The 19,179-nt window shown below is 62.0% G+C and carries 15 protein-coding genes, 1 tRNA gene and 1 riboswitch; of the genes, 8 read left to right on the forward strand and 8 right to left on the reverse strand.

All coding sequences use genetic code 11. The features are described from left to right. The coding region (locus tag G486_RS24450; protein ID WP_211233805.1) for a hypothetical protein at positions 1-231 on the reverse strand (231 nt) is incomplete at its 3' end. A 181-nt stretch (positions 232-412) separates the two neighbouring features. On the opposite strand from G486_RS24450, the gene G486_RS0117005 reads away from it, so the two are divergent. Continuing rightward, positions 413-497 (forward strand) — tRNA-Leu (locus G486_RS0117005). Positions 498-647: 150 nt separating this feature from the next. Here G486_RS0117005 and G486_RS0117010 read toward each other — a convergent pair. Both G486_RS0117010 and G486_RS0117015 read right to left on the reverse strand, forming a co-directional pair. Continuing rightward, positions 648-3,269: a DUF349 domain-containing protein gene (locus G486_RS0117010; protein WP_027016597.1), complete on the reverse strand. Its 2,622-nt coding sequence runs from the start codon at positions 3,267-3,269 to the stop codon at positions 648-650. Between the two features lie 164 nt (positions 3,270-3,433). Next, the gene (locus G486_RS0117015) at positions 3,434-7,318 is read right to left on the reverse strand and encodes a DUF748 domain-containing protein (protein ID WP_027016598.1); all 3,885 of its coding nucleotides are present in this window, start codon (positions 7,316-7,318) and stop codon (positions 3,434-3,436) included. An 808-nt stretch (positions 7,319-8,126) separates the two neighbouring features. Here G486_RS0117015 and G486_RS0117020 point away from each other — a divergent pair. The 4 genes from G486_RS0117020 (at position 8,127) to G486_RS0117035 (ending at position 12,402) form a co-directional block, all read left to right on the forward strand. Continuing rightward, positions 8,127-8,987, forward strand: coding sequence for a lytic transglycosylase domain-containing protein (locus G486_RS0117020; protein ID WP_027016599.1), 861 nt, complete (start codon positions 8,127-8,129; stop codon positions 8,985-8,987). Positions 8,988-9,076: 89 nt separating this feature from the next. Beyond that, a riboswitch (ZMP/ZTP riboswitch) is annotated at positions 9,077-9,244 on the forward strand. Positions 9,245-9,278: 34 nt separating this feature from the next. Then, on the forward strand, positions 9,279-10,526 hold the full coding sequence (glyA, locus tag G486_RS0117025) for a serine hydroxymethyltransferase (protein ID WP_027016600.1): 1,248 nt from the start codon (positions 9,279-9,281) through the stop codon (positions 10,524-10,526). A 14-nt stretch (positions 10,527-10,540) separates the two neighbouring features. Beyond that, positions 10,541-10,996 carry a transcriptional regulator NrdR gene (gene nrdR / locus G486_RS0117030; RefSeq protein WP_027016601.1) on the forward strand — a complete coding sequence of 152 codons (456 nt, stop codon included), beginning with the start codon at positions 10,541-10,543 and terminating at the stop codon, positions 10,994-10,996. Positions 10,997-11,169: 173 nt separating this feature from the next. Next, a complete protein-coding gene (locus G486_RS0117035) occupies positions 11,170-12,402 on the forward strand; it encodes an MFS transporter (RefSeq protein ID WP_027016602.1) in 1,233 nt (410 codons plus the stop codon). A 133-nt stretch (positions 12,403-12,535) separates the two neighbouring features. Here the strand turns inward: G486_RS0117035 and aroC are convergent, their stop codons facing one another. The 3 genes from aroC to G486_RS0117050 all read right to left on the reverse strand — a co-directional run bounded on the left by aroC (position 12,536) and on the right by G486_RS0117050 (position 14,783). Beyond that, a complete protein-coding gene (gene aroC / locus G486_RS0117040; protein WP_027016603.1) occupies positions 12,536-13,633 on the reverse strand; it encodes a chorismate synthase in 1,098 nt (365 codons plus the stop codon). Positions 13,634-13,731: 98 nt separating this feature from the next. After that, positions 13,732-14,121 (reverse strand): hypothetical protein, encoded by a 390-nt coding sequence (locus G486_RS0117045; RefSeq protein WP_211233806.1) that lies wholly within the window; start codon positions 14,119-14,121, stop codon positions 13,732-13,734. A gap of 209 nt (positions 14,122-14,330) precedes the next feature. After that, positions 14,331-14,783 carry a CBS domain-containing protein gene (locus G486_RS0117050; RefSeq protein WP_027016605.1) on the reverse strand — a complete coding sequence of 151 codons (453 nt, stop codon included), beginning with the start codon at positions 14,781-14,783 and terminating at the stop codon, positions 14,331-14,333. 106 nt (positions 14,784-14,889) lie between these two features. Here G486_RS0117050 and G486_RS0117055 point away from each other — a divergent pair, with 106 nt between their 5' ends. Next, a complete protein-coding gene (locus tag G486_RS0117055) occupies positions 14,890-16,188 on the forward strand; it encodes an O-acetylhomoserine aminocarboxypropyltransferase (RefSeq protein WP_027016606.1) in 1,299 nt (432 codons plus the stop codon). A 60-nt stretch (positions 16,189-16,248) separates the two neighbouring features. Continuing rightward, positions 16,249-17,055 (forward strand): alpha/beta fold hydrolase, encoded by an 807-nt coding sequence (locus G486_RS0117060; protein ID WP_027016607.1) that lies wholly within the window; start codon positions 16,249-16,251, stop codon positions 17,053-17,055. Positions 17,056-17,282: 227 nt separating this feature from the next. Here the strand turns inward: G486_RS0117060 and G486_RS22720 are convergent, their stop codons facing one another. Further along, on the reverse strand, positions 17,283-17,726 hold the full coding sequence (locus G486_RS22720) for a hypothetical protein (protein ID WP_156920080.1): 444 nt from the start codon (positions 17,724-17,726) through the stop codon (positions 17,283-17,285). Positions 17,727-17,751: 25 nt separating this feature from the next. Beyond that, positions 17,752-18,594 (reverse strand): alpha/beta fold hydrolase, encoded by an 843-nt coding sequence (locus tag G486_RS0117070; RefSeq protein ID WP_245587359.1) that lies wholly within the window; start codon positions 18,592-18,594, stop codon positions 17,752-17,754. A 203-nt stretch (positions 18,595-18,797) separates the two neighbouring features. Here G486_RS0117070 and G486_RS0117080 point away from each other — a divergent pair, with 203 nt between their 5' ends. Beyond that, complete coding sequence (locus tag G486_RS0117080; RefSeq protein ID WP_027016609.1) at positions 18,798-19,145, forward strand: Mpo1-like protein; 348 nt, start codon at positions 18,798-18,800, stop codon at positions 19,143-19,145. Positions 19,146-19,179: the final 34 nt, after the last annotated feature.

Below are 19,179 nucleotides of genomic sequence, written 5' to 3' on the forward strand. Positions count from 1 at the left end.
GATTCGTGCACCGATGTCTATGCCGGCGGCTCTGGCATTTACGATCGGTAGACCGAGTGTCTTTCCAACCTTGGACATAGCAACCTCCTGTAGGCCAAGCGCCGGACAGGGGAGCGGGTCAATCACTTTCCTAATCGGGGTCACACAAAGCGCCACCACAGCTGGGTCCGCAAGATCCCCTGGGCCACGTTTTTTGACGGGGACGAAAGCCTCCAAAAAGCTGACGGCCACAGTCCGACCTTGTCAGTGTAGGTAGCCCGGTGTTTCTGTCCACTGGGACGGGGCAACGCCACGATGGCCGTTTTTTATTATTCCACTGCATCCCAGCCATGCCGCTTGAAAATTCTCAAGAATTCTCGAAAAACGATGCCCAGCCACGTTTTGGCGCTATATAATTCGACGCATCCTGAAAGCCCAGGTGGCGGAATTGGTAGACGCACTAGTTTCAGGTACTAGCGGGTAACTCCGTGGAGGTTCGAGTCCTCTCCTGGGCACCAAACATAAAAAGCCGTTGCAATGCAGCGGCTTTTTTCTTTTCCGCGCCCCAGCCTCAACCCTTTCGCAAGCGCTTGCCACAAAAAAAGGAAGTCCAAAGACTTCCTTTTTTCTTGATCCAGCCGGAGATATTTCTCCGGCCATGATCCTCATCACTTTCGCAGCAAGGCCTTGAGCACGTTCTGCAGACGACGGGCTTTGGCCTCATCGCGTGCTGAAGCCAGCACCTTGGCCGCATCTTCACCCCAGGTTTCCTCAGGCGATGCATTGTTGCGGCGCGTGAGCAATTGCAGCTGCAATGCACGACGCGCGCTCAGGTACTCGGCCGGCGTAGGCACATCAGCTGCCATCTCCAGTCGCAGCAAGGCTTCTGCAGCATCTCCCTGAGGAGCCGAGGCAATGGCCTGAGACCAGTTGCCACGCAGTTGCGGCGAGACACGCGAACCCAGTTGCTGGACATTGGGCAGTTGCGCCACGTCACGCGACTCCCAAGCTGCCAGCAGCTGAGTCAAGGCTTCGCCATGCGCCTGAGCCGCCAGCTTGCGCAAAGTGGTTTGCGCATGCTCCATGGCTTCGCGCTGGGCGCGGAAAGCGGGATCAGCCAGACGCGGACCACGGGCCTCACGGCTTTCGCGTCCATCACGGGCAAAGCGCGAATCACGACTGTCGCGCCCATCACGCTCGCCACGGCCACGGCCTGCGTCACGGCGATCACCAGGACGCGACGAGCGTGCCACCACATTCTTGTCCTTTTGCTGGCCAGGACGATCGTCGCCACGCACGGCCACCACAGCGCGTGCCACGGCAGGCTTTTCCCCAGCTTCAGCCACAGGCTTTTCAGCTTCGACCTGTTGCTCGGCAGCCTTGTCGGCAGCACGACCACGCAGCGCCTCTTCCAGTGCAGTGACCGCAGCGCGTATTTGCTGCACATCACCAGAAGCCGTAGCCACCTCCACCGCCTGAGAGGCTTCGAGCACCAGACGATCATGCTCGCTGAGCTGCGCCGGTGCGGCACGACCACCGCGCTCCTCACCCTTGCGATTGAAGGCCTCGTCCAGCGGCTTGCGGAAAGAATCCCAGAGCTTTTGTTCATGCTTGCGATCCAGCGGCACGCTCTGCGCTTCGGCCTGCCAGCGCTGCTGCAAGGCCTTGACCGCATCTATGCGCAGGCTGGGAGCAGCACCCAAGGCCACGGCTTCGTCAATCATCGCGTGACGACGTTGCAGACTTTGCTTTTGCGCAGCCTGCAAGGGAGCTTCAGCCAAAGCCATGGCCTGCTTGAACAACGGCTGCAGTTCAGCAAACAGCTTCTCACCCACATGACCGCTTTCGCGCCAGCGCTCTGCAAACTGGCGCAGGGCACGGGCCACGCTCTTCCAGTCCTGATCCGCAGCTTCTCCCTGAGCCTGTCCCCAGGCCTTGATCTCCTCGATCAGGCTCTGGCGCTGAGCCTTGGACTGCGTGGTTTCGGTACGCAGCCTCTCATGCCAACCCTCAACCACCTTGTGAGCGGCATTGCAAGCCTCATCAAACTTCTTCCACAGCCCGTGATTGGCCTGGCTGCCCTGGTCGGCCTGCTTCCACTGCTCCCGCAGGCTACGCAGCGATTCCTGGAGTTTGCGACCACCCAAGGCCTGGCCTTCGGGACGGTTCAGCAAGGCTTCGGCCTTTTGCACCAACTCTTCACGCAGCTTGTCAGCATTCTGGCGCGGCCAACCCTCGGGCTCACCTGCGGCCTGCAGCGCAGCATGAACATCCGCCGCCAGCGCATCCTCAACCCAGCGACCATGGAGTTTGATAGCTGCGCGCATGGCGGCCACAGCTCCTTGAGCAGGCTTGCTTCGACCGGCTTCGGTTTCCGCCTTGAGTTGCCCCAGTGCCTGCGTCATGGCTTCGGTGCTGGCAGCCAGTTGCTCGGCCGACGGCTTGCCTCGCGCCGCTGCAGCAGCGCGCGCAGGAGCAGTCTTCACAGGCTCAATCGCTGCCACGGCTTCAGGCGGCAAGCCACGCGCCACACGCAACTCATCGGCCCATACGGGCACCGTGGGCAGAGGCGCAGCCTCGTCGGCAGCTGCGATCTCAGCCTGGGCCAGAGCCGACTCGAAAGCCTCCCAGACCAGGACCAATTGAGCGCTAGCAGCTTCAAGCTGAGGCGGGAAGCGCTCGTCCACACTGACCCAGCTCGCATCGCCGGTCAGCTCCAGGGCCTGCTCTTTCCAGCGCTGCACATCGGCCCTCAGGCCTTGCTGTGCGGATTGGGCATCGCGCCAGGACTTGGTGGACAGCACCTCGATGCGCTGCGCGAGCAGCACGGCCACTTCGCGCTGCACCTGCACACGATGCTGCAAGTCCTCTATAGCCTTGACCAATTCGGCGAACTGGGCCCGGTACTGGGACAGAGGCTCGCGCGACAAGGGAGCACCAGCCTTGGCTGCATCACGCTGCCAGACCAGAGCCTGCGCGGCGTTGAAGGGCTTGACCTCGAGCAAGATCTTGGCCTTCTCGGCCCATTCCACGGCAATTTTTTCCTGGTTCTCGATACGGCGGATTTCGTCAAGGCGCTCGCGCACTGCGCGAGCTGCACTTTTGTCACGTGCACTAAGCTCTTTGAGAACGTCCTGCAATTGCTCAACGCTGGGCTGAGTAGCCAGCCAGTCGCGTATGCGCGCGGCGCGATCGCCCGAGGTTTCTGCTGAAAAGGCACCGCCCGTAAGCGCATCCAGTGGGTGCTGTTCAGGGTTCTTGGCAGAAGTCACTTCGGGTGCATCGGACATGGTGCTGCTGGGGGAGAGAGAAGACATGAATCAATCAGTGAATGCCTGTGGCTATAGGGCCCGGTAACAGGCGCGATGCCAGGACCGCCAAGCGACCCTGGAGAAAGCAGTATTCTCGCCGGTATTTGAAGCACAGCCAAAACCTGCTGCGTCCGACCTGGGTTCTATTGCGTGGACAGACTCAGTTGGGCACGCGGACTCCAGCCTTCATCTTGAGCGCTGGTCTTGGGCGAGCCAAGGAACAAGCGCTCCAGCGGCAGCTTTTGCTCAGCAAGATAGTCGCGTACAACAACAGAGCGCGCCAGCGCCAATTCCCGCATGGCATCGTCGGGCACATCGACGTGCTGGAGCAGTAATGCCTGCATTTGTGCCAAGGGCAAATCCTTGACCAACCCCAGTGCATTGCGCGGTTTGGAAAAGTCGGCACGGCTGTAGAGAGCTTTGGTCAGAGCCTGTAACTCGGGCGCCCTGACCTCGGTGATCTGTTTGACCAACTCGGCAGGCTGCCCCTGGCGCAATGCCTGACGGCGCTTCTCCCCAAGCAGCAGACGATCGAGTTGCGCCTTTTTCCAGCCCTGCAAATCGATCGACTCCGAGGCTTCGCCAATCACCGTGAGTTTGAGTGCGGGCTTGTCTGCCAAGGACTTGGCCACCTTGTCCAAACTCTCTTTGGCCTTAACATCCAGCGTGGACAAGCCCGGCTCAAAGCCCAGGGCCCCTGACTCCTCGCCGCCTCCAAACGCCCCCGACAGCAAGGCAAAGGGAGCCGTCACGGCCTTCATGATCAGATTGCCCAGAATCTTGAAGATCACGGGCGCCAGCCTGAACTGAGGATCGTTCAGAGAGCCGCTCACAGGCAAATCCAAATCGATGATGCCATTGCGGTCAGCCAGCAAGGCAACAGCCAGACGTACAGGCAAGGACGCGGGCGCCCCTTGCACAGGCTCACCAAAGGTCAGTTGATTGAGCACCAGCTTATTACTGGCTGTAAGTTGGCCATCGGGCTGTATCTTGTAGCGGACATCCATGCTGAGCTTTCCACGCTCTATGCCATGGCCTGCATATTTGATCGAGTACGGCGACAGCGGCGGCAGTTCCAGATCGCGCGCCCGGGCTCGCACATCCAGAGCCAAAGGCTTGGCCAGAGGGTTGACCTGTCCCGTGATATCCAAAAATGCAGTGCCTTGGGCTCTGCCCTTGAGCTCCAGGTCAGCCATCTGCGGCTGCCCGTCTGCAAGCGCCTCGGAAGAAAACGCACTGAGCCTGCCAACGAGCTCACTCAAGTCGGCCGAGTAATTCGGCCGTATGAAGTAGTCGGAGAACTGGACCCGCCCGCCGCTGATTGCAACAGGCCCCACTTTGATGATGGGTGCGTGTTCCCCAAACTTTTCCCCGGCCAGGCCTTCAATCTGCGACTCAGGAGATGGAGACTCTGCATTTTGCTGTACGGACGTATCTGCCCGAGCAGTTTTCATGATGTCCTGGAGATTCAAACGACCATTGGGCTGCACGATGACACGTGCAAAAAAGTCGCTGAGCGCCGTTTCTCGGACACTTAGCTGCAAAGGCTTGGCCGGTTCAAGCCGCAGGTCCAGCCCACGTAAAGCCAAGGCCTTCCAGGCAAGCAGGTCGTCTTGACGCCCGACCCCACGAGTGCGCTTTCCATCTCGCACACGGTCTGCTGCCGCAGCAGTCACAACTGCTGCCAGGGCTCCCATCGGTGTTGCCGTATCGGCCTCGGCATTGCGGCTTCCCGGCTCAGACACCTTAATGGGCGCAGCCAGGGCCGAACGTATGCGCAAGTCATTGAGCTCGACATCACCTTGTACCGCCAGATGCATGCCCTGAGGCTGGCTGGCATAGCGCAGCAAGCCTGAGAAGCCGGCATCGGCACGTACCAACTCCGCATTGAGGTGATCCGCAAAATAAGGCTCAAGTGCCTGCAAGGGAAGGTTTTTTGCGAGCAATTTTCCTTGAGCCTGCACTGGAGCCAACCCTAGCCCCCCTTTGAAGCTCAGAGCGCCCGCAGCCGCTCGGTGCCCCGTGCCCAAGCGAGCAGACAACTGCACCGGCGTTGGACTAGCCTTGGCAGCCAGGGGCTCCAGCACTCCCAGGCGCAAGCTCAGCGCCGAAACATCTACGGATACCGCCTGCGTAGCCGGCAAAGCATCTCGCAGACGCAAGCGCCCCTCGTCGATCGACACACCGCCAAGCTTGAGCGCCCAGGCCCTGGAGCCCGGGTTGCGTGTAGGTCGCGTCCGAAGCTGGGCATGGCTCTTGCTCCAGCGCTCATACATCCAGCGCCCTCGCGCATCACGCTCCAGCACCAAGCTGGGCTTTGTGAGAGCCATTCGCTCCAGGCTTGCGTTTTGCTCCTTCAGATCAACAAGCAGCTTATCCACCTGCAATCTGGCAATGTCCAACGGTGCCCTCTTGTCGTTCAGACGCAGCTTGTCCAAGACCAGCTCAGCCACGTCAAGCCGGGCCTGACCACTCTCCCAGCTCAACCTTGCCTGACTACTCAACTGCCCAGAGACAGCAGGCTCTATATAAGAAGAGAGATAGGCTCCAGCTAATTCCAGAGGCAACTTCTCAAGCGCAAGGTCAAGCTCGCCTTGGTCAAGCTCCAGGCGCCCACTTGCCCTCAGATTGGACTCCTGCCCGGTTTCTCCCTGATTCTGGCCTTCGCCCTTCTTTTGTGCAGTAGCAATAGTCATGGGCGTACCCGCCTGCAAGCGGGTCTCCAACTCGAACTCCAGCGGCTGATGCATGGGCCAATGGATATCTCTGGCCTTCAGCGAAAGATTCTTGGCCTGCAATTGCGCCCCACCCTTTCCGGCCTGAGCCGAAGCATCTCGCCAATGCAGATACGCGTCCTCAAGCGTCAGGGCCTGCAAGCCAAAGACCCAAGCCTGGCCTGGCTTTTGAGCCGAATCCATCTCCATGGGCCTGGTCTGCTGCTGTGTTTCCCCTGTTTGCAGCGCCAGCCAGTTGATCTGATCCTTGGCATCGCGCCAAGCGAACAGCTGCGGCCCTTGCAAACGCAGCGAGGCAAGCTCCAGCCGAGATTGCAGTGGCTGCAGATTGGCCACATCCAGATCCAGCCTCTCGAATTTCAGCAAGGGCCTATCCTGGCTATCTTGCAGTGCCACATCGGACAGCCCCAGTTGGCCGCGAATGCTGACTACCGCCCGGTCGGCTTGCTCAAAGGCAATCTGCAGGCTCGTATCCAGCACGCCTGAACTAAGCCTCACAGGCAGACTAGCTGGCAAATAGCCCTGGTAAGGCTTTAAGTCCATTCCCTTCCAGCGCAGTTGCACTGCAGTCTGTCGACTGTCGAGAAAAGGCGTGCTTTCGGCGCTGGACTCGAAGTGACTGCCATTGAGATCGAACCCCAGATAAGGCTTGACCTTGACTTCACGCTTGGAAGCCAGGTTGCTCACAAAAGGCAGTCCCAGTTGCAATTGGCTGAGCTCATGACGGCGATGCTGGGTATCGTCCTGCAACTCTATGCGCCCATTGCGCAAGGCAATGTTGTAGAGCGCAAAAAGTACCGGCTTGCTCGACTCCTCGTCGGGCCTGGGCTCCATGAGCTTGGCCAGCACATCATCCACATCGAACTTCCCAAGCGCCTTCTGCGTAACACGCAGCACTGGAGCATCCACCTCCAGCGCATCCAGCACAGGCGCCAGCCTGAACAAGGACTGCATGCTCGCATTGACATAGATGCGCGCGACCTCGAACTGAGGTCCGGCAGACCGGCTTTCGGTCTTGCTCTCCTTGGCCAGCATCTCCTGCGGCAGACCTGACTCCTGCGTGCCGGTTTCGCGCGCCACGACCAAATCGCTGAGCGTCAGCTCCAGTGACCAAGGCAGGAACTCGATCTTGCCGACGCTGACCTCGCGCCCCAGCTTTTCGGACAACCGGGCCTGAAGCTGGTTCTTGGCAAGTCCAGGCACAAGAGCCCAAAGCAACAACCATGACAGCAAAAGCGCAGCCAAGGCATAAAGGCCACCAATGAGCCAGCGACGAGCAAGAAAAGCGGGCATGACGGATGAGGCATCTGATAGTGAGTCCATGCGCGCTTTTGAAACATGCAGCGCACGGACAGCGAATTCCAGCAGGCTGACTGGAGAGTACGGCTGGGGCGCCTATTGTGAGGCCGGGCTTCGTGGCAAACGACGCGCAGCATGCGCGGCCTGCAAAAATGCAGGGCTGAGCGCGCGTAGGGAAGAGGGATAACGACAAAGCCCGGAAGCGGCACAGCCGGCTTCCGGGCTTCACGGCTGACGCAAGGCCTGCCGTTTTTTGGCAGTCAAGGAGGGAATTGTCCTTGCTGCTCGGAAGCAAGAGATTGCTTCCATCAAGGCCTTGATCCTGGCTGGGCACCTTGCTTCTGAACCATCAGATGCCACCTTGCGCCCTCACCAAGTCTTGGCACAACGACTGCGAGTGCAGTCAGGTTCAGTTTATGCACCTGAGAGCATTGCTCCAGACATTTTTCAATTTATTACTTCAGTCATTAAAAAATCACAATCAAGGAGCAAAAACCAAGTGCAAAGCTGCCAAACCCTGAATTTACTGAGTTTTTAAACAGTCTTTTTATAATATTTAAATCTAAAACTTTTCAAAAACAGTGTTGACCTCTCATTTAGAGAGCTCCTAGAATCCGCCAGCTCTCAAATCCGAGCTCTTTTGTTTACCCCGCTGCCTCACGACTGAGCAGATCTTCGGCACCTTTTACTTCCAAAAGTCTCTCGAGCCTTACCGATCCGCAGCGTACCCAATCCAGGGTGCAGGCCTTCAAGCATGTCTCGCATGCGCCCCCAGCCTTGCTCCCCCAGAAAGGAAAAAGCTATGCCAGCGTCAGGAAAATTTTTCGCCCCAGCGCGAACGTTCGCTACCGATGTAGTCAACGGTTTTCTTGCGATCACACACAACGGTTTCGCCCTTCTGGGCTTGACCGTGGCCTTCATGGCCATTACCTTGTTTGCCCGTCCTGACCTGCGCGATGCAGGCGAGAACCGGCTGCGCGGCTGGCTGGCCGAGCGCCATGTGGCCGAGCTTGGCATGCCTGTCGAGCCTGCGGCCAGCGAGCGCGCCACGGCCATCAACCCCAAGGATCTTCCCAAGGAGCAGGCGGCCGTTGCCTACTGGCTCAGCAAGAAGTACCGCGTGGCTCCCGAGCCCCTGGCCGCCCTGGTCAGCGAGGCCTATGAGCTGGGCAAGTCCAACAAGCTCGACCCCACGCTGATTCTGGCCGTCATGGCCATAGAGTCCAGCTTCAACCCGTTTGCCCAGAGCGCTGTTGGCGCCCAGGGATTGATGCAGGTGATGACCACCGTGCATACCGAAAAATACGAGAACTTTGGCGGGCGCAATGCAGCCTTCGACCCTGTGAGCAATCTGCGCGTGGGCGTCAAGGTGCTCAAGGATTGCATAGCCCGTGCGGGTTCGGTGGAAGGCGGCCTGCGCTATTACGTGGGCGCCGCAAACCTGCCCAGCGATGGCGGCTATGCAAGCAAGGTGCTCGCCGAGCATCAGCGCCTGCGCCTAGCTGTAGGCCTGGGCACAGCACCGGTGATGACGGCCAAGGCTGCAGCCCCGAGTGCGTCTCCCGCGCCCCTGGCCGCCCCCGAGCCCGAGGCGACGGTCAAGCCCGAGCCGGCCACCACGGCCCAGATCGAGCAGGTTGCAATGCGCGAATCCACCCTGTGATTCAGGCTGCTGTGCGGGCATCTCATGCAGGCGGGCTCAGGCCCGCTTTTTCATTCCGGCCTGGCCGAAGCACGCAGCTCAGCTACACTAGCGCGGTACGCGACTGGCGATAGGCGCAGAGCAAACTGCCGCTGACGTGGAAACCGACATGGGCTGCTGAAAAGACAAGCCTTTGTGAACCACCGGGGAGCGTACCGCCCAGGCCTTGTCGACTGACTGTGGTGCTGAGTGTTCCGCCGTTCGCCTGGGCAGCCCTTGTCCTCAAGGGAATTTCAAGTTCACAGGACTGCCATGTTCCAATTTTCGAATACCGTCGAAAAGGTCGACCCCGAAGTTTTTGCCGCCATTCAGGCTGAAGACCACCGCCAGCAAGAGCACATCGAGCTGATCGCCAGCGAGAACTACTGCTCGCCCGCCGTCATGCAAGCCCAGGGCTCCCAGCTGACCAACAAATACGCCGAAGGCTATCCCGGCAAGCGCTACTACGGTGGCTGCGAGCATGTGGACGTGGTCGAGCAACTGGCCATCGACCGCATCAAGAAGATCTTTGGTGCCGAAGCCGCCAACGTGCAGCCCAACTCCGGCTCCCAGGCCAACCAGGCCGTGCTGATGGCCTTTGCCAAGCCCGGCGACACCATCATGGGCATGAGCCTGGCCGAAGGCGGTCACCTGACCCATGGCATGCCGCTGAACATGTCGGGCAAGTGGTTCAACGTGGTCTCCTACGGCCTGAACGCCGATGAAGCCATCGACTATGACAAGATGGAAGCCCTGGCCCGCGAGCACAAGCCCCGCATCATCGTGGCCGGCGCTTCGGCCTACGCCCTGCACATCGACTTTGCGCGCTTTGCCAAAATCGCCAAGGAAGTCGGCGCCATCTTCTGGGTGGACATGGCCCACTACGCCGGCCTGATTGCCGCCGGCGTCTACCCCAACCCCGTGCCCCACGCCGACGTGGTCACCACCACCACGCACAAGAGCCTGCGCGGCCCCCGTGGCGGCGTCATCTTGATGAAGGCCGAGCACGAAAAGGCCCTGAACAGCGCCATCTTCCCCGGCCTGCAAGGCGGCCCGCTGATGCATGTCATCGCCGGCAAGGCCGTGGCCTTCAAGGAAGCCCTGAGCCCCGAATTCAAGGTCTACCAGGAGCAGGTGGTGAAGAACGCCAAGGTCATGGCCGAAACCCTGATCGCCCGTGGTCTGCGCATTGTCTCCGGCCGCACCGAAAGCCACGTGATGCTGGTGGACTTGCGTGCCAAGGGCATCACCGGCAAGGCTGCCGAAGCCGCGCTGGGCGCCGCACACATCACCATCAACAAGAACTCCATCCCCAACGACCCGGAAAAGCCCATGGTCACCAGCGGCATCCGTGTGGGCACGCCCGCCATGACCACACGCGGCTTCAAGGAAGAAGAGGCCCGCATCACCGCCAACCTGGTGGCCGATGTGCTGGAGAACCCGAACGACGAAGCCAACCTCGCAGCCGTGCGCGCCAAGGTGGCCGCACTCGCCGCCCGCTTCCCCGTCTACGGCGAATAAAGCCTGAAACGGCCATGAAGTGCCCCTTTTGCAGCCACCCGGACACCCAGGTTGTCGAAACCCGTGAGGCTGAAGACGGGGGCTTCATACGCCGCCGGCGCCGCTGCGGCGGCTGTGACAAGCGCTTTACCACCTACGAACGGCCCGAGGTCAGCTTTCCCTCCATCGTGAAGAAAGACGGGCGCCGCATCGACTACGAGCGCGCCAAGCTCTCGGGCTCGTTCCAGCTGGCGCTGCGCAAGCGCCCAGTCAGCACCGAGCAGGTCGATGCGGCCATCGAGCGCATCGAAGACAAGCTGCGCACCCAGGGCGAGCGCGAAGTGCTGTCCAGCCGCCTGGGCGAGATGGTCATGAACGAGCTCAAGAAGCTGGACAAGGTCGGCTACATCCGCTTTGCCAGCGTCTACCGCAGTTTCGAGGATGTGGACGACTTCAAGAACGTCATGGACGAGGTCCGTACCCCAGGCTGAGCACAGCGCCCCGCTTTGTCAAAAACCGCCTCTGCCAGGCGGTTTTTTCTTGCGCCCAAGCTTTCTGCTTCCGCCCGGATTCCGCAGGATTTGAAGGGGCAAGCCCGGCCAGAATCGAGACTGGATGCAATTAATTATCATTCACGCAACTATCGCACACACCAAGGAATTTCATGCCCCCTCAGCCCGCCCCGTCCACTCCAGCCGCCGAGTCGACCACAGCGCACTTCAGCCTTCGACCTTTGATGTTCGAGACCTTTGTCTGCACGCTGGCCATGATGTCCTTTGTGGCGTTGATCGGGCCGATTGCCCGCGTGCTCGGGCTGCTGCCCTGGCAGGCTGGCTTTGCGGTCACGGTGGGTGGCATTGCCTGGGTGCTGCTGGCACGCCGCTGGGGCAGCGCCAGTGACCGCCATGGACGCAGAAAAATCCTGCTCCAGGGGCTGGGCGGCTTTGTGCTCTCGTATGCGCTGATGTGCGTCTTCATCATTGTTGCACTGCGCCATCCTTTGCCACTGTGGCTGGCCTTTGCGGGCCTGGTTGTATCCAGAGGCCTTACAGGCGGCTTCTACGCGGCCGTGCCGGCCACGGGCGCGGCACTGATCGCCGACCATGTGCCGCCGCAGAAGCGGGCTGCCGCCATGGCCAGCCTGGGCGCGGCTGGCGGCATAGGCATGGTCGCGGGCCCGGGGGTAGCCGGCCTGCTCGCTGCCTACAGCCTGGAGCTGCCGCTGCTCATCACGAGCCTGCTGCCCTTGATGGCCTTCGCCGTGCTGTGGCGCTGGCTGCCGCGCAACGAGCATCACGCGCCGCCCGACGGAGCCAAGCTGCAGATCAGCGACATCCGCCTGCGCCGCCCTCTGGCCGTGGCGTTCACGGCCATGTTCAGCGTGACGGTGGCCCAGGTCGTGGTCGGCTTTTTTGCGCTGGACCGCCTGCAGCTGGATGCGCCAGCGGCGGCGCGGGCCTCGGGCATTGCCCTGACCATGGTCGGGGTGGCGCTCATCCTGGCCCAGTTGCTGGTGCGCCGCCTCGGCTGGTCGGCCCAGCGGCTGATCCGCGCAGGCTGCCTCATCTCGGCGCTGGGGTTTGCCGCAGTGATGTTCGCCACCAGTGCCCCCGCTCTGTGGGCAGGCTACTTCATCGCAGCCGCAGGCATGGGCTGGGTCTTTCCATCCGTCATGGCCCTGGCCGCGAATGCGGTGCATGCCAACGAGCAAGGGGCCACCGCCGGCAGCGTGGCCGCGGCGCATGGCCTGGGCATGATCGCCGGGCCGCTGGTCGGCACCCTGGTCTACGACCTTCACCCCGGCGCACCCTATGCCCTGCTTGCGGCGCTGCTGGTCCTGGTGGCGCTCTGGCCTGCACGGGCAGCGGCGCCCGTGGCAACGGCCTCCGGCCAATGAGCCTCGCGCGCAAGGGTCTGGGCGGCGCCTAGTAAAAAGAGAAGCTGCTAGCGCTTTCCCCATATGGGTTTCAGCATGATTTATATCTGAAACTCAGGCCTGACAGGCGCTGGCAGCTAGCATTTCCGTTGCATCATCCAGCGGATGCGGGAATGGGCGCCAGGCCCGAGTCCACATCGCCGCATTGCGCACGGTGGCGCAAGGCGTGGTCCATGACCACCAGGGCCAGCAAGGCCTCGGCAATGGGCGCAGCGCGAATGCCCACGCAAGGGTCGTGGCGGCCCTTGGTGATGACTTCCGTGCTCTGGCCGTGCACGTCGATGGACTCGCGCGGCGTGATGATGGAGCTGGTGGGCTTGACGGCGATGCGCACCTCCAGGTCCTGGCCGGTGCTGATGCCGCCCACGATACCGCCGGCATTGTTGCTGCGAAACCCCTCGGGGCTGAGCGAGTCGCCATGGGTGGTGCCGCGCTGGGCCACGCTGTCCCAGCCCGCGCCAATCTCCACGGCCTTGACGGCATTCAGCCCCATCATGGCGTAGGCGATGTCGGCGTCCAGCCGGTCATACAGGGGCTGGCCCAGACCCACAGGCATGCCGCTGGCCTGGATGCGCAACGCGGCGCCGCAGGAGTCGCCGGACTTGCGCAGCTGCTCCATGTACTCCTCGTAGCGGCTCACATCCGCTACGGGGGCAAAGAAGGGGTTGTGGGGCACATGCGCCCAGCTCTCGAAGGGGATCTCCAGCTCGCCGACCTGGGTCATGCAGGCGCGAAATTCGGTGCCGAACTTTTGCTTGAGCCACTTCTTGGCCACCGCACCTGCGGCCACCGTCGGGGCCGTCAGCCGCGCCGAGGATCGGCCGCCGCCACGCGGATCGCGCATGCCGTATTTCTGGAAATACGCATAGTCCGCATGGCCGGGACGAAAGCTCTGGGCAATGTTGGAGTAGTCTTTGCTGCGCTGGTCGGTGTTGCGGATCAGCAGCGCAATCGGCGTACCCGTGGTCTTGCCCTCGTAAACGCCGGAGAGGATTTCCACCGCATCGGGTTCGTTGCGCTGGGTCACGAACTTGCTGGTGCCGGGACGGCGGCGATCCAGATCCTGCTGGATGTCCGCTTCGCTCAAGGCCATGCCCGGAGGGCAGCCGTCGATCACACAGCCAATGGCTGGTCCGTGGGATTCACCAAAGTTGGTGACCGTGAAAATAGTGCCAAAGGTATTGCCGCTCATAGAGGGGCGATTATGCCTGCGGCCTCTGGCACGGCCTGGCGCAGGCAGCACAAGTGCACTGCCCCAGCCATCGCAGTTGCCGCAGGCCTGCGCCCGGGCTACCAGTGCGGCGCCTGGCTGCCGGGCGGCATGGACGCATGATCCCAGGCCACGGGAGTACGCGAGAACTGCGCGCAGTGGCGCACGGCCTGCAGGCGGCCAAAGCCGCTGTCCAGGGTTTCCAGATAGGGCGCAATATCGGGCTTTGCCTCATCCCATTGCGGCTGCGCCACACGCCCCAGGCTTCGCAGCCAGTGCGCCACTCCGGCCAGAGTGATACGAACGCGCCAACTGCCGCCTTCGGCGGCCTGCCTGAGCGCATGTTGAGCCTGGACGCTGATCGTCTGCGCGGCCTGAATCATGTCGGCTACGGCAAAGCTTGTACTCCACAGCTCGGCCAGCACGGCTTGCGCGCCCGTTGATACCTGCTCATGAACTATATTTTTCATAGCTGCCAGCGCCCTATCCACAATGGGTCAAGTCCGATTTGGATCAAACCATGCCCAAGGGGGCAATCCCGCTACAGCAGAGCTAGGCCATGGCAAGCAATGCCCAAAAAACGCAGGGCCTAACTCAGAGACGCCGAGCAAGAGCCGCCTCGCGGCGAGGGCCTCGTCCCCCTCGGGGGGAAGGCGCTGCAGGCGACTCAGGGGGCAGGTTACTCCGTCCCCTGGCGCTCGCCCTCGGGCCAGTCGCGTATATAGGCCTTGAGCATGCGGTTCTCGAAGTTCTGGCTGTCGACCACGGCCTTGGCCACGTCGTAGAGGCTGATCACGCCCATGAGCATGCGTTTGTCCATCACGGGCATGTAGCGTGCATGGCGCTCCAGCATCATGCGGCGCACCTCGTCCATGTCGGTCTCGGTGGTGCAGGTCATGGGCGCATCATCCATGGCCGTGCGCACCAGGATCTCGCCCACGCCGCCATGCTTCACAAAAGCCTGGATGACCTCGCGAAAGGTCAGCATGCCCACCACGTCGCCATGCTCCATGACCACCAGGGAGCCTATGTCGCGCTCCGACATGACCTGCACCGCGCTGGCCAGGCTCTCGTCGGGCTGCACCGTGTAAAGCGTATTGCCCTTGAGGCGCAGGATGTCACTTACCTTCATCTGGTTCTCCAAGTCTTGTGCGCAGCGCCGACACCGACGCGCCATATATGTGAACAAATATAGCCCACAATGCCAGCCAAACCTGCCAACAATGGAGACAGACATCATGCCCGGTTACGCCGATCCCGGCTTTGACACCCTGAGCCTGCACGCAGGCGCCCAGCCCGACCCTGCCACCGGCGCCCGCGCCGTGCCCATCCATTTGACGACGTCCTTCGTCTTCGAATCCAGCGACCACGCGGCCAGCCTGTTCAATCTGGAACGCCCCGGCCATGTCTACAGCCGCATCTCCAACCCCACCAATGCCGTGCTGGAGCAGCGCGTCTCCGCACTGGAAGGCGGCGTAGGCGCGATTGCCGTGGCCAGCGGCCAGGCGGCACTGCACCTGGCTATTGCCACGCTGATGGGAGCGGGCAGCCATATCGTGGCCAGCACGGCCCTGTATGGCGGCTCGCAAAACCTGCTGCACTACACCATGCGGCGCTTTGGCATAGAGACCACGTTTGTGAAGCCTGGCGATATCGATGGCTGGCGCGCCGCCGTGCGCCCCAACACCAAGCTGTTCTTTGGCGAAACCGTGGGCAACCCCGGCCTGGACGTGCTGGACATTCCCACGGTGTCGGCCATTGCACATGAGGCTGGTGTGCCCTTGCTGGTGGACTCCACCCTCACCTCACCCTGGCTGATCAAGCCTTTCGCCCATGGGGCTGACATCGTCTACCACTCCGCCACCAAATTCCTCTCGGGCCATGGCACGGTGATTGGCGGCATCGTGGTCGATGGCGGCAGTTTCGACTGGGAAAAGTCGGGCAAATTCCCCGAGCTGACCGAGCCCTATGACGGCTTTCACAACATGGTGTTCAGCGAGGAATCCACCACCGGCGCCTTTTTGCTGCGTGCCCGCCGCGAAGGCCTGCGCGACTTTGGCGCCTGCATGAGCCCGCACAGCGCCTGGCTGATTCTGCAAGGCATTGAGACCCTGCCGCTGCGCATGGAACGCCATATGAAAAACACCGAGCGCGTGGTGCAGTTCCTGGCCAGCCACCCGCTAGTGAGCCGCGTGGGCCACCCCATGCTGGAGACACACTCCTCGTATGCACTGGCTAAAAAACTGCTGCCCCGTGGCGCAGGTTCGGTGTTCAGCTTTGACATTGCCGGCAACCGCAACCAGGGCAAGAAGTTCATCGAAACGCTGAAGGTCTTCAGCCACCTGGCCAATGTGGGCGACTGCCGCTCCCTGGTCATCCACCCGGCCAGCACCACCCACTTCCGCATGAGCGACGAGGCCCTGTCCCAGGCCGGTATCGGCCAGGGCACGATTCGCCTGTCGATCGGCCTGGAAGATGCCGACGACCTGATCGACGACCTCAAGCGTGCGCTCAAGGCGGCGGAGAAGGCGGCTTGAGCCACCTCGCCATATTCAATAAAAACGCCTCTAGCGCTTATCCATACAGCGAGACAAGCTATGTTTTTTGAAGTCAACAAGGCGCGTATCTACGCCTACACCGGCGGCAAGGCCTTTGACGCTGCCAAGCCCACGGCCATCTTCATCCACGGCGTGCTGTGCGACCACAGCGTCTGGGCCCTGCAAAGCCGCTATCTGGCCAACCATGGCTGGAATGTGCTGGCCGTGGACCTGCCCGGCCATTGCAAAAGCGGCGGGGCCGCGCCCAAATCGGTGGAAGAAGCCGCCACCTTTATCGCCCAGCTGATGGACGCCGCAAGCCTGACCCAGGCCGCGCTGATAGGCCACAGCTGGGGCAGCCTGATTGCCATGGAGGCGGCTGCGCAGCTGAAGGAGCGCATCAGCCACCTGGTACTGGTGGGCACAGCCTTCCCCATGAAGGTGGCACCCGCCATGCTGGATGCCGCGCTGAACCAGCCGGAAAAAGCCATCACCATGGTCAACACCTTCTCGCGCGCCACGCTGTCACCGCCCAATGGCGCTGGCAGCTGGGTATTTGGCGCCGGCATGGCCCTGGGCCGCCGCGTGCTGGTCAGCAACCGCGATGTCAATCTGCTGCACACCGGCTTTCTGGCCTGCGACAGCTATGCCGGCGGCGTTGCCGCCATGGCGGCCCTCACCTGCCCGGTATTGTTTGTGCTGGGCGAGCAAGACCAGATGACACCCCCCAAGGCGGCCAAGGGATTGATAGCTGCGGCCGAGGCTGCTGGCAAACAGCCCACGGTGCAGATGATCCCCAACGGACACAACCAGATGGCGGAGTCGCCGGACGCGACGCTGTTTGCGATGGTTGGGTTTCTGAAATAAATGACACCCCCCTGAGTCGCCTACGGCGCCTTCCCCCCGCTCTCGCACCGCTGCGCGTTGCGGGCAGGGGGACGCTGCCAGCGCGGCGGGGCGGCCCTTGCGCGGCAGCCCTGGCCTGGTCCGCGCTGATTTGATACGTCGGGGCCTAACCGGGGATTCGGTGGTAGGAAGCCCCTATGGATACACCCACCCTATCCTCCTGCCCCCACGTCGCTGCCCACACAAGATTAATGCTTGCGCGGCAGGTTTTGCTTGAGCGTATAGCGGCCTGTTCTGGCGTTCACCAGCAGCTCAAAGCGAAAGCGCTGGTCGTCATGGCCGTTTTCGGCTTCGCCCAGCACGCGCACGCGACCTTCGCCGGCGGGGATGCAGCGCAGATCACGCAGGCTGATCTCGGCATGGTCGTTGTTGAATTCGGCAATGCTCAGGCCTTGCTCCACGGCCCAGCGCGCGCCATGGTCTTCGCTGCGCACCCAGTCCACAAACAGCATGTCCTGGCCGTAGAGCTGGGCTTGTATGACGCGGAATTCGCCATGCCTCTCTCCCTTGCTCCAGCTGCCGCAAGTCATGATCTGGCGGATGCTGGCCGGGTGATGCTCCCACAGCTCCGCGTAGCTGACCACGCGGCCCAGAGCCTGGGCCTGCAAGGCCGACAGCAGAAAAAACAGCAAGGCGAAAACTCTGTGCGCCATACAGTTAAACCCCGTCAGGCAATGCTTGCAAAAAGCCTGCAATGCGCGCCAGCATGCGCTCGGGCTGCTCACGGTGGGGCACATGGCCGCCGCCGGCCACAATTTCCTGCTCCACCGGCCCGGCCACCCAGGCCGCGATATTGCGGGGATGGGCCAGGGAGCCGTATTCGTCCTGCTCGCCATGGATGGCCAGCACCGGGCAGCGCACCTGGCGCAGCGCGACCTCCAGGCTGTAGTCGGCAAAGGCCGGCGACAGCCAGGTCTCCACCCAGGCCGACAACACCCAGGCCGCCTTGTCGCCGTGGTATCTGGCCAGGCGCTCCAGTTGGCCGGGCTGGGCAAACTGATCCCTTGCCACGCGAATGCCCTCCAGGGTGCGCTCTTCGACAAAGGTCTGAGCCGATGCGGTCACCAGCGCCATGCATTGTCGCGGATAGGCTGCGGCCACATGAGCGGCCATGCCACCGCCCACGCTGTGGCCCAGGGCCACAAAGCGCTCCACGCCCATGGCCTTGCAGACCTGCGCAAAAGTCTCGACCTCACGCGCCACAAAGTCGAGTGCCAGGGGGCCGGGGGCGGCATCGGACAGACCAAAGCCCAGCCGGTCGTAAGCCAGCACCGTACGCTGCGTGGCCTCGGCCAATTGCGCTGGAAAGTCACGCCACAGCGCCACCGACCCCAGGGAGTCGTGCAGCAGCACCATGGGCGCCTTGCCCTGCGCCCCGCCCTTGGCCCCCTGGCTCACAGACTGCCAACGGCGTACATGGAGATACCCTTCGGCAGTGGGAATTCGTGTGGACTGGCTGTCGGCTGTGCATTCCATGGGCTGGGTCTGGTCGAGGTTCATGTAATGGGATCAGGGGCCCAGCCTAGCCACAGGCCGTTGCTGGTGCCCGAGTGGGGCCGCAGGCGACAGCTTTTGCAGCCATGCTGGCAGTTTTTGCCGCCGTCGCCAGCGCGGCCCATGGCGGGAAAGCAGGGGATTGTGCCCTGGCAGGCCTTGCTTGCCGCACGTATAAACAAATGCCATCAGCCAGCAAGGAGCCAGCCATGACACATGCCTACACGCCAGAGTCCAGCCAGTCCGCCGTGGACCCGCGCCAGTTCAGGAGTTTTGCCGAGTTCTACCCGTTCTACCTGCAGGAGCACAGCAACTCCACCTGCCGGCGACTGCACTTCGTGGGCTCTTCGCTGGCCCTGCTGTGCCTGATCGCACTTTTCTTCAGCGGCAATTTCTGGTTCCTGCTGGCCGGCCTGCTTTGCGGCTACGGCTTTGCCTGGGTTGGGCACTTCGGCTTTGAAAAGAACAAGCCCGCAAGCTTCAAGCGCCCGCTCTACAGCTTGATGGGGGACTGGCGCATGTATGCGGATATGTGGCGGGGGAAAGTGAGGTTTTGAAGCCACTTCCCCTTCATACGCGGTCACCAGAAAA

The organism is Comamonas composti DSM 21721, from assembly GCF_000429845.1.
GTDB lineage: Bacteria > Pseudomonadota > Gammaproteobacteria > Burkholderiales > Burkholderiaceae_C > Comamonas > Comamonas composti.

Coding starts and splice junctions, on each gene's coding strand:
- G486_RS0117050 (WP_027016605.1), bottom strand. CDS start 14,783: ATGAAGGTAAGTGACATCCTGCGCCTCAAGGGCAATACGCTTTACACG.
- G486_RS0117070 (WP_245587359.1), bottom strand. CDS start 18,594: ATGAACCTCGACCAGACCCAGCCCATGGAATGCACAGCCGACAGCCAG.
- G486_RS0117080 (WP_027016609.1), top strand. CDS start 18,798: ATGACACATGCCTACACGCCAGAGTCCAGCCAGTCCGCCGTGGACCCG.
- G486_RS0117010 (WP_027016597.1), bottom strand. CDS start 3,269: ATGTCCGATGCACCCGAAGTGACTTCTGCCAAGAACCCTGAACAGCAC.
- glyA (WP_027016600.1), top strand. CDS start 9,279: ATGTTCCAATTTTCGAATACCGTCGAAAAGGTCGACCCCGAAGTTTTT.
- G486_RS0117045 (WP_211233806.1), bottom strand. CDS start 14,121: ATGAAAAATATAGTTCATGAGCAGGTATCAACGGGCGCGCAAGCCGTG.
- G486_RS0117060 (WP_027016607.1), top strand. CDS start 16,249: ATGTTTTTTGAAGTCAACAAGGCGCGTATCTACGCCTACACCGGCGGC.
- G486_RS0117035 (WP_027016602.1), top strand. CDS start 11,170: ATGCCCCCTCAGCCCGCCCCGTCCACTCCAGCCGCCGAGTCGACCACA.
- aroC (WP_027016603.1), bottom strand. CDS start 13,633: ATGAGCGGCAATACCTTTGGCACTATTTTCACGGTCACCAACTTTGGT.
- nrdR (WP_027016601.1), top strand. CDS start 10,541: ATGAAGTGCCCCTTTTGCAGCCACCCGGACACCCAGGTTGTCGAAACC.
- G486_RS0117020 (WP_027016599.1), top strand. CDS start 8,127: ATGCCAGCGTCAGGAAAATTTTTCGCCCCAGCGCGAACGTTCGCTACC.
- G486_RS0117055 (WP_027016606.1), top strand. CDS start 14,890: ATGCCCGGTTACGCCGATCCCGGCTTTGACACCCTGAGCCTGCACGCA.
- G486_RS0117015 (WP_027016598.1), bottom strand. CDS start 7,318: ATGCCCGCTTTTCTTGCTCGTCGCTGGCTCATTGGTGGCCTTTATGCC.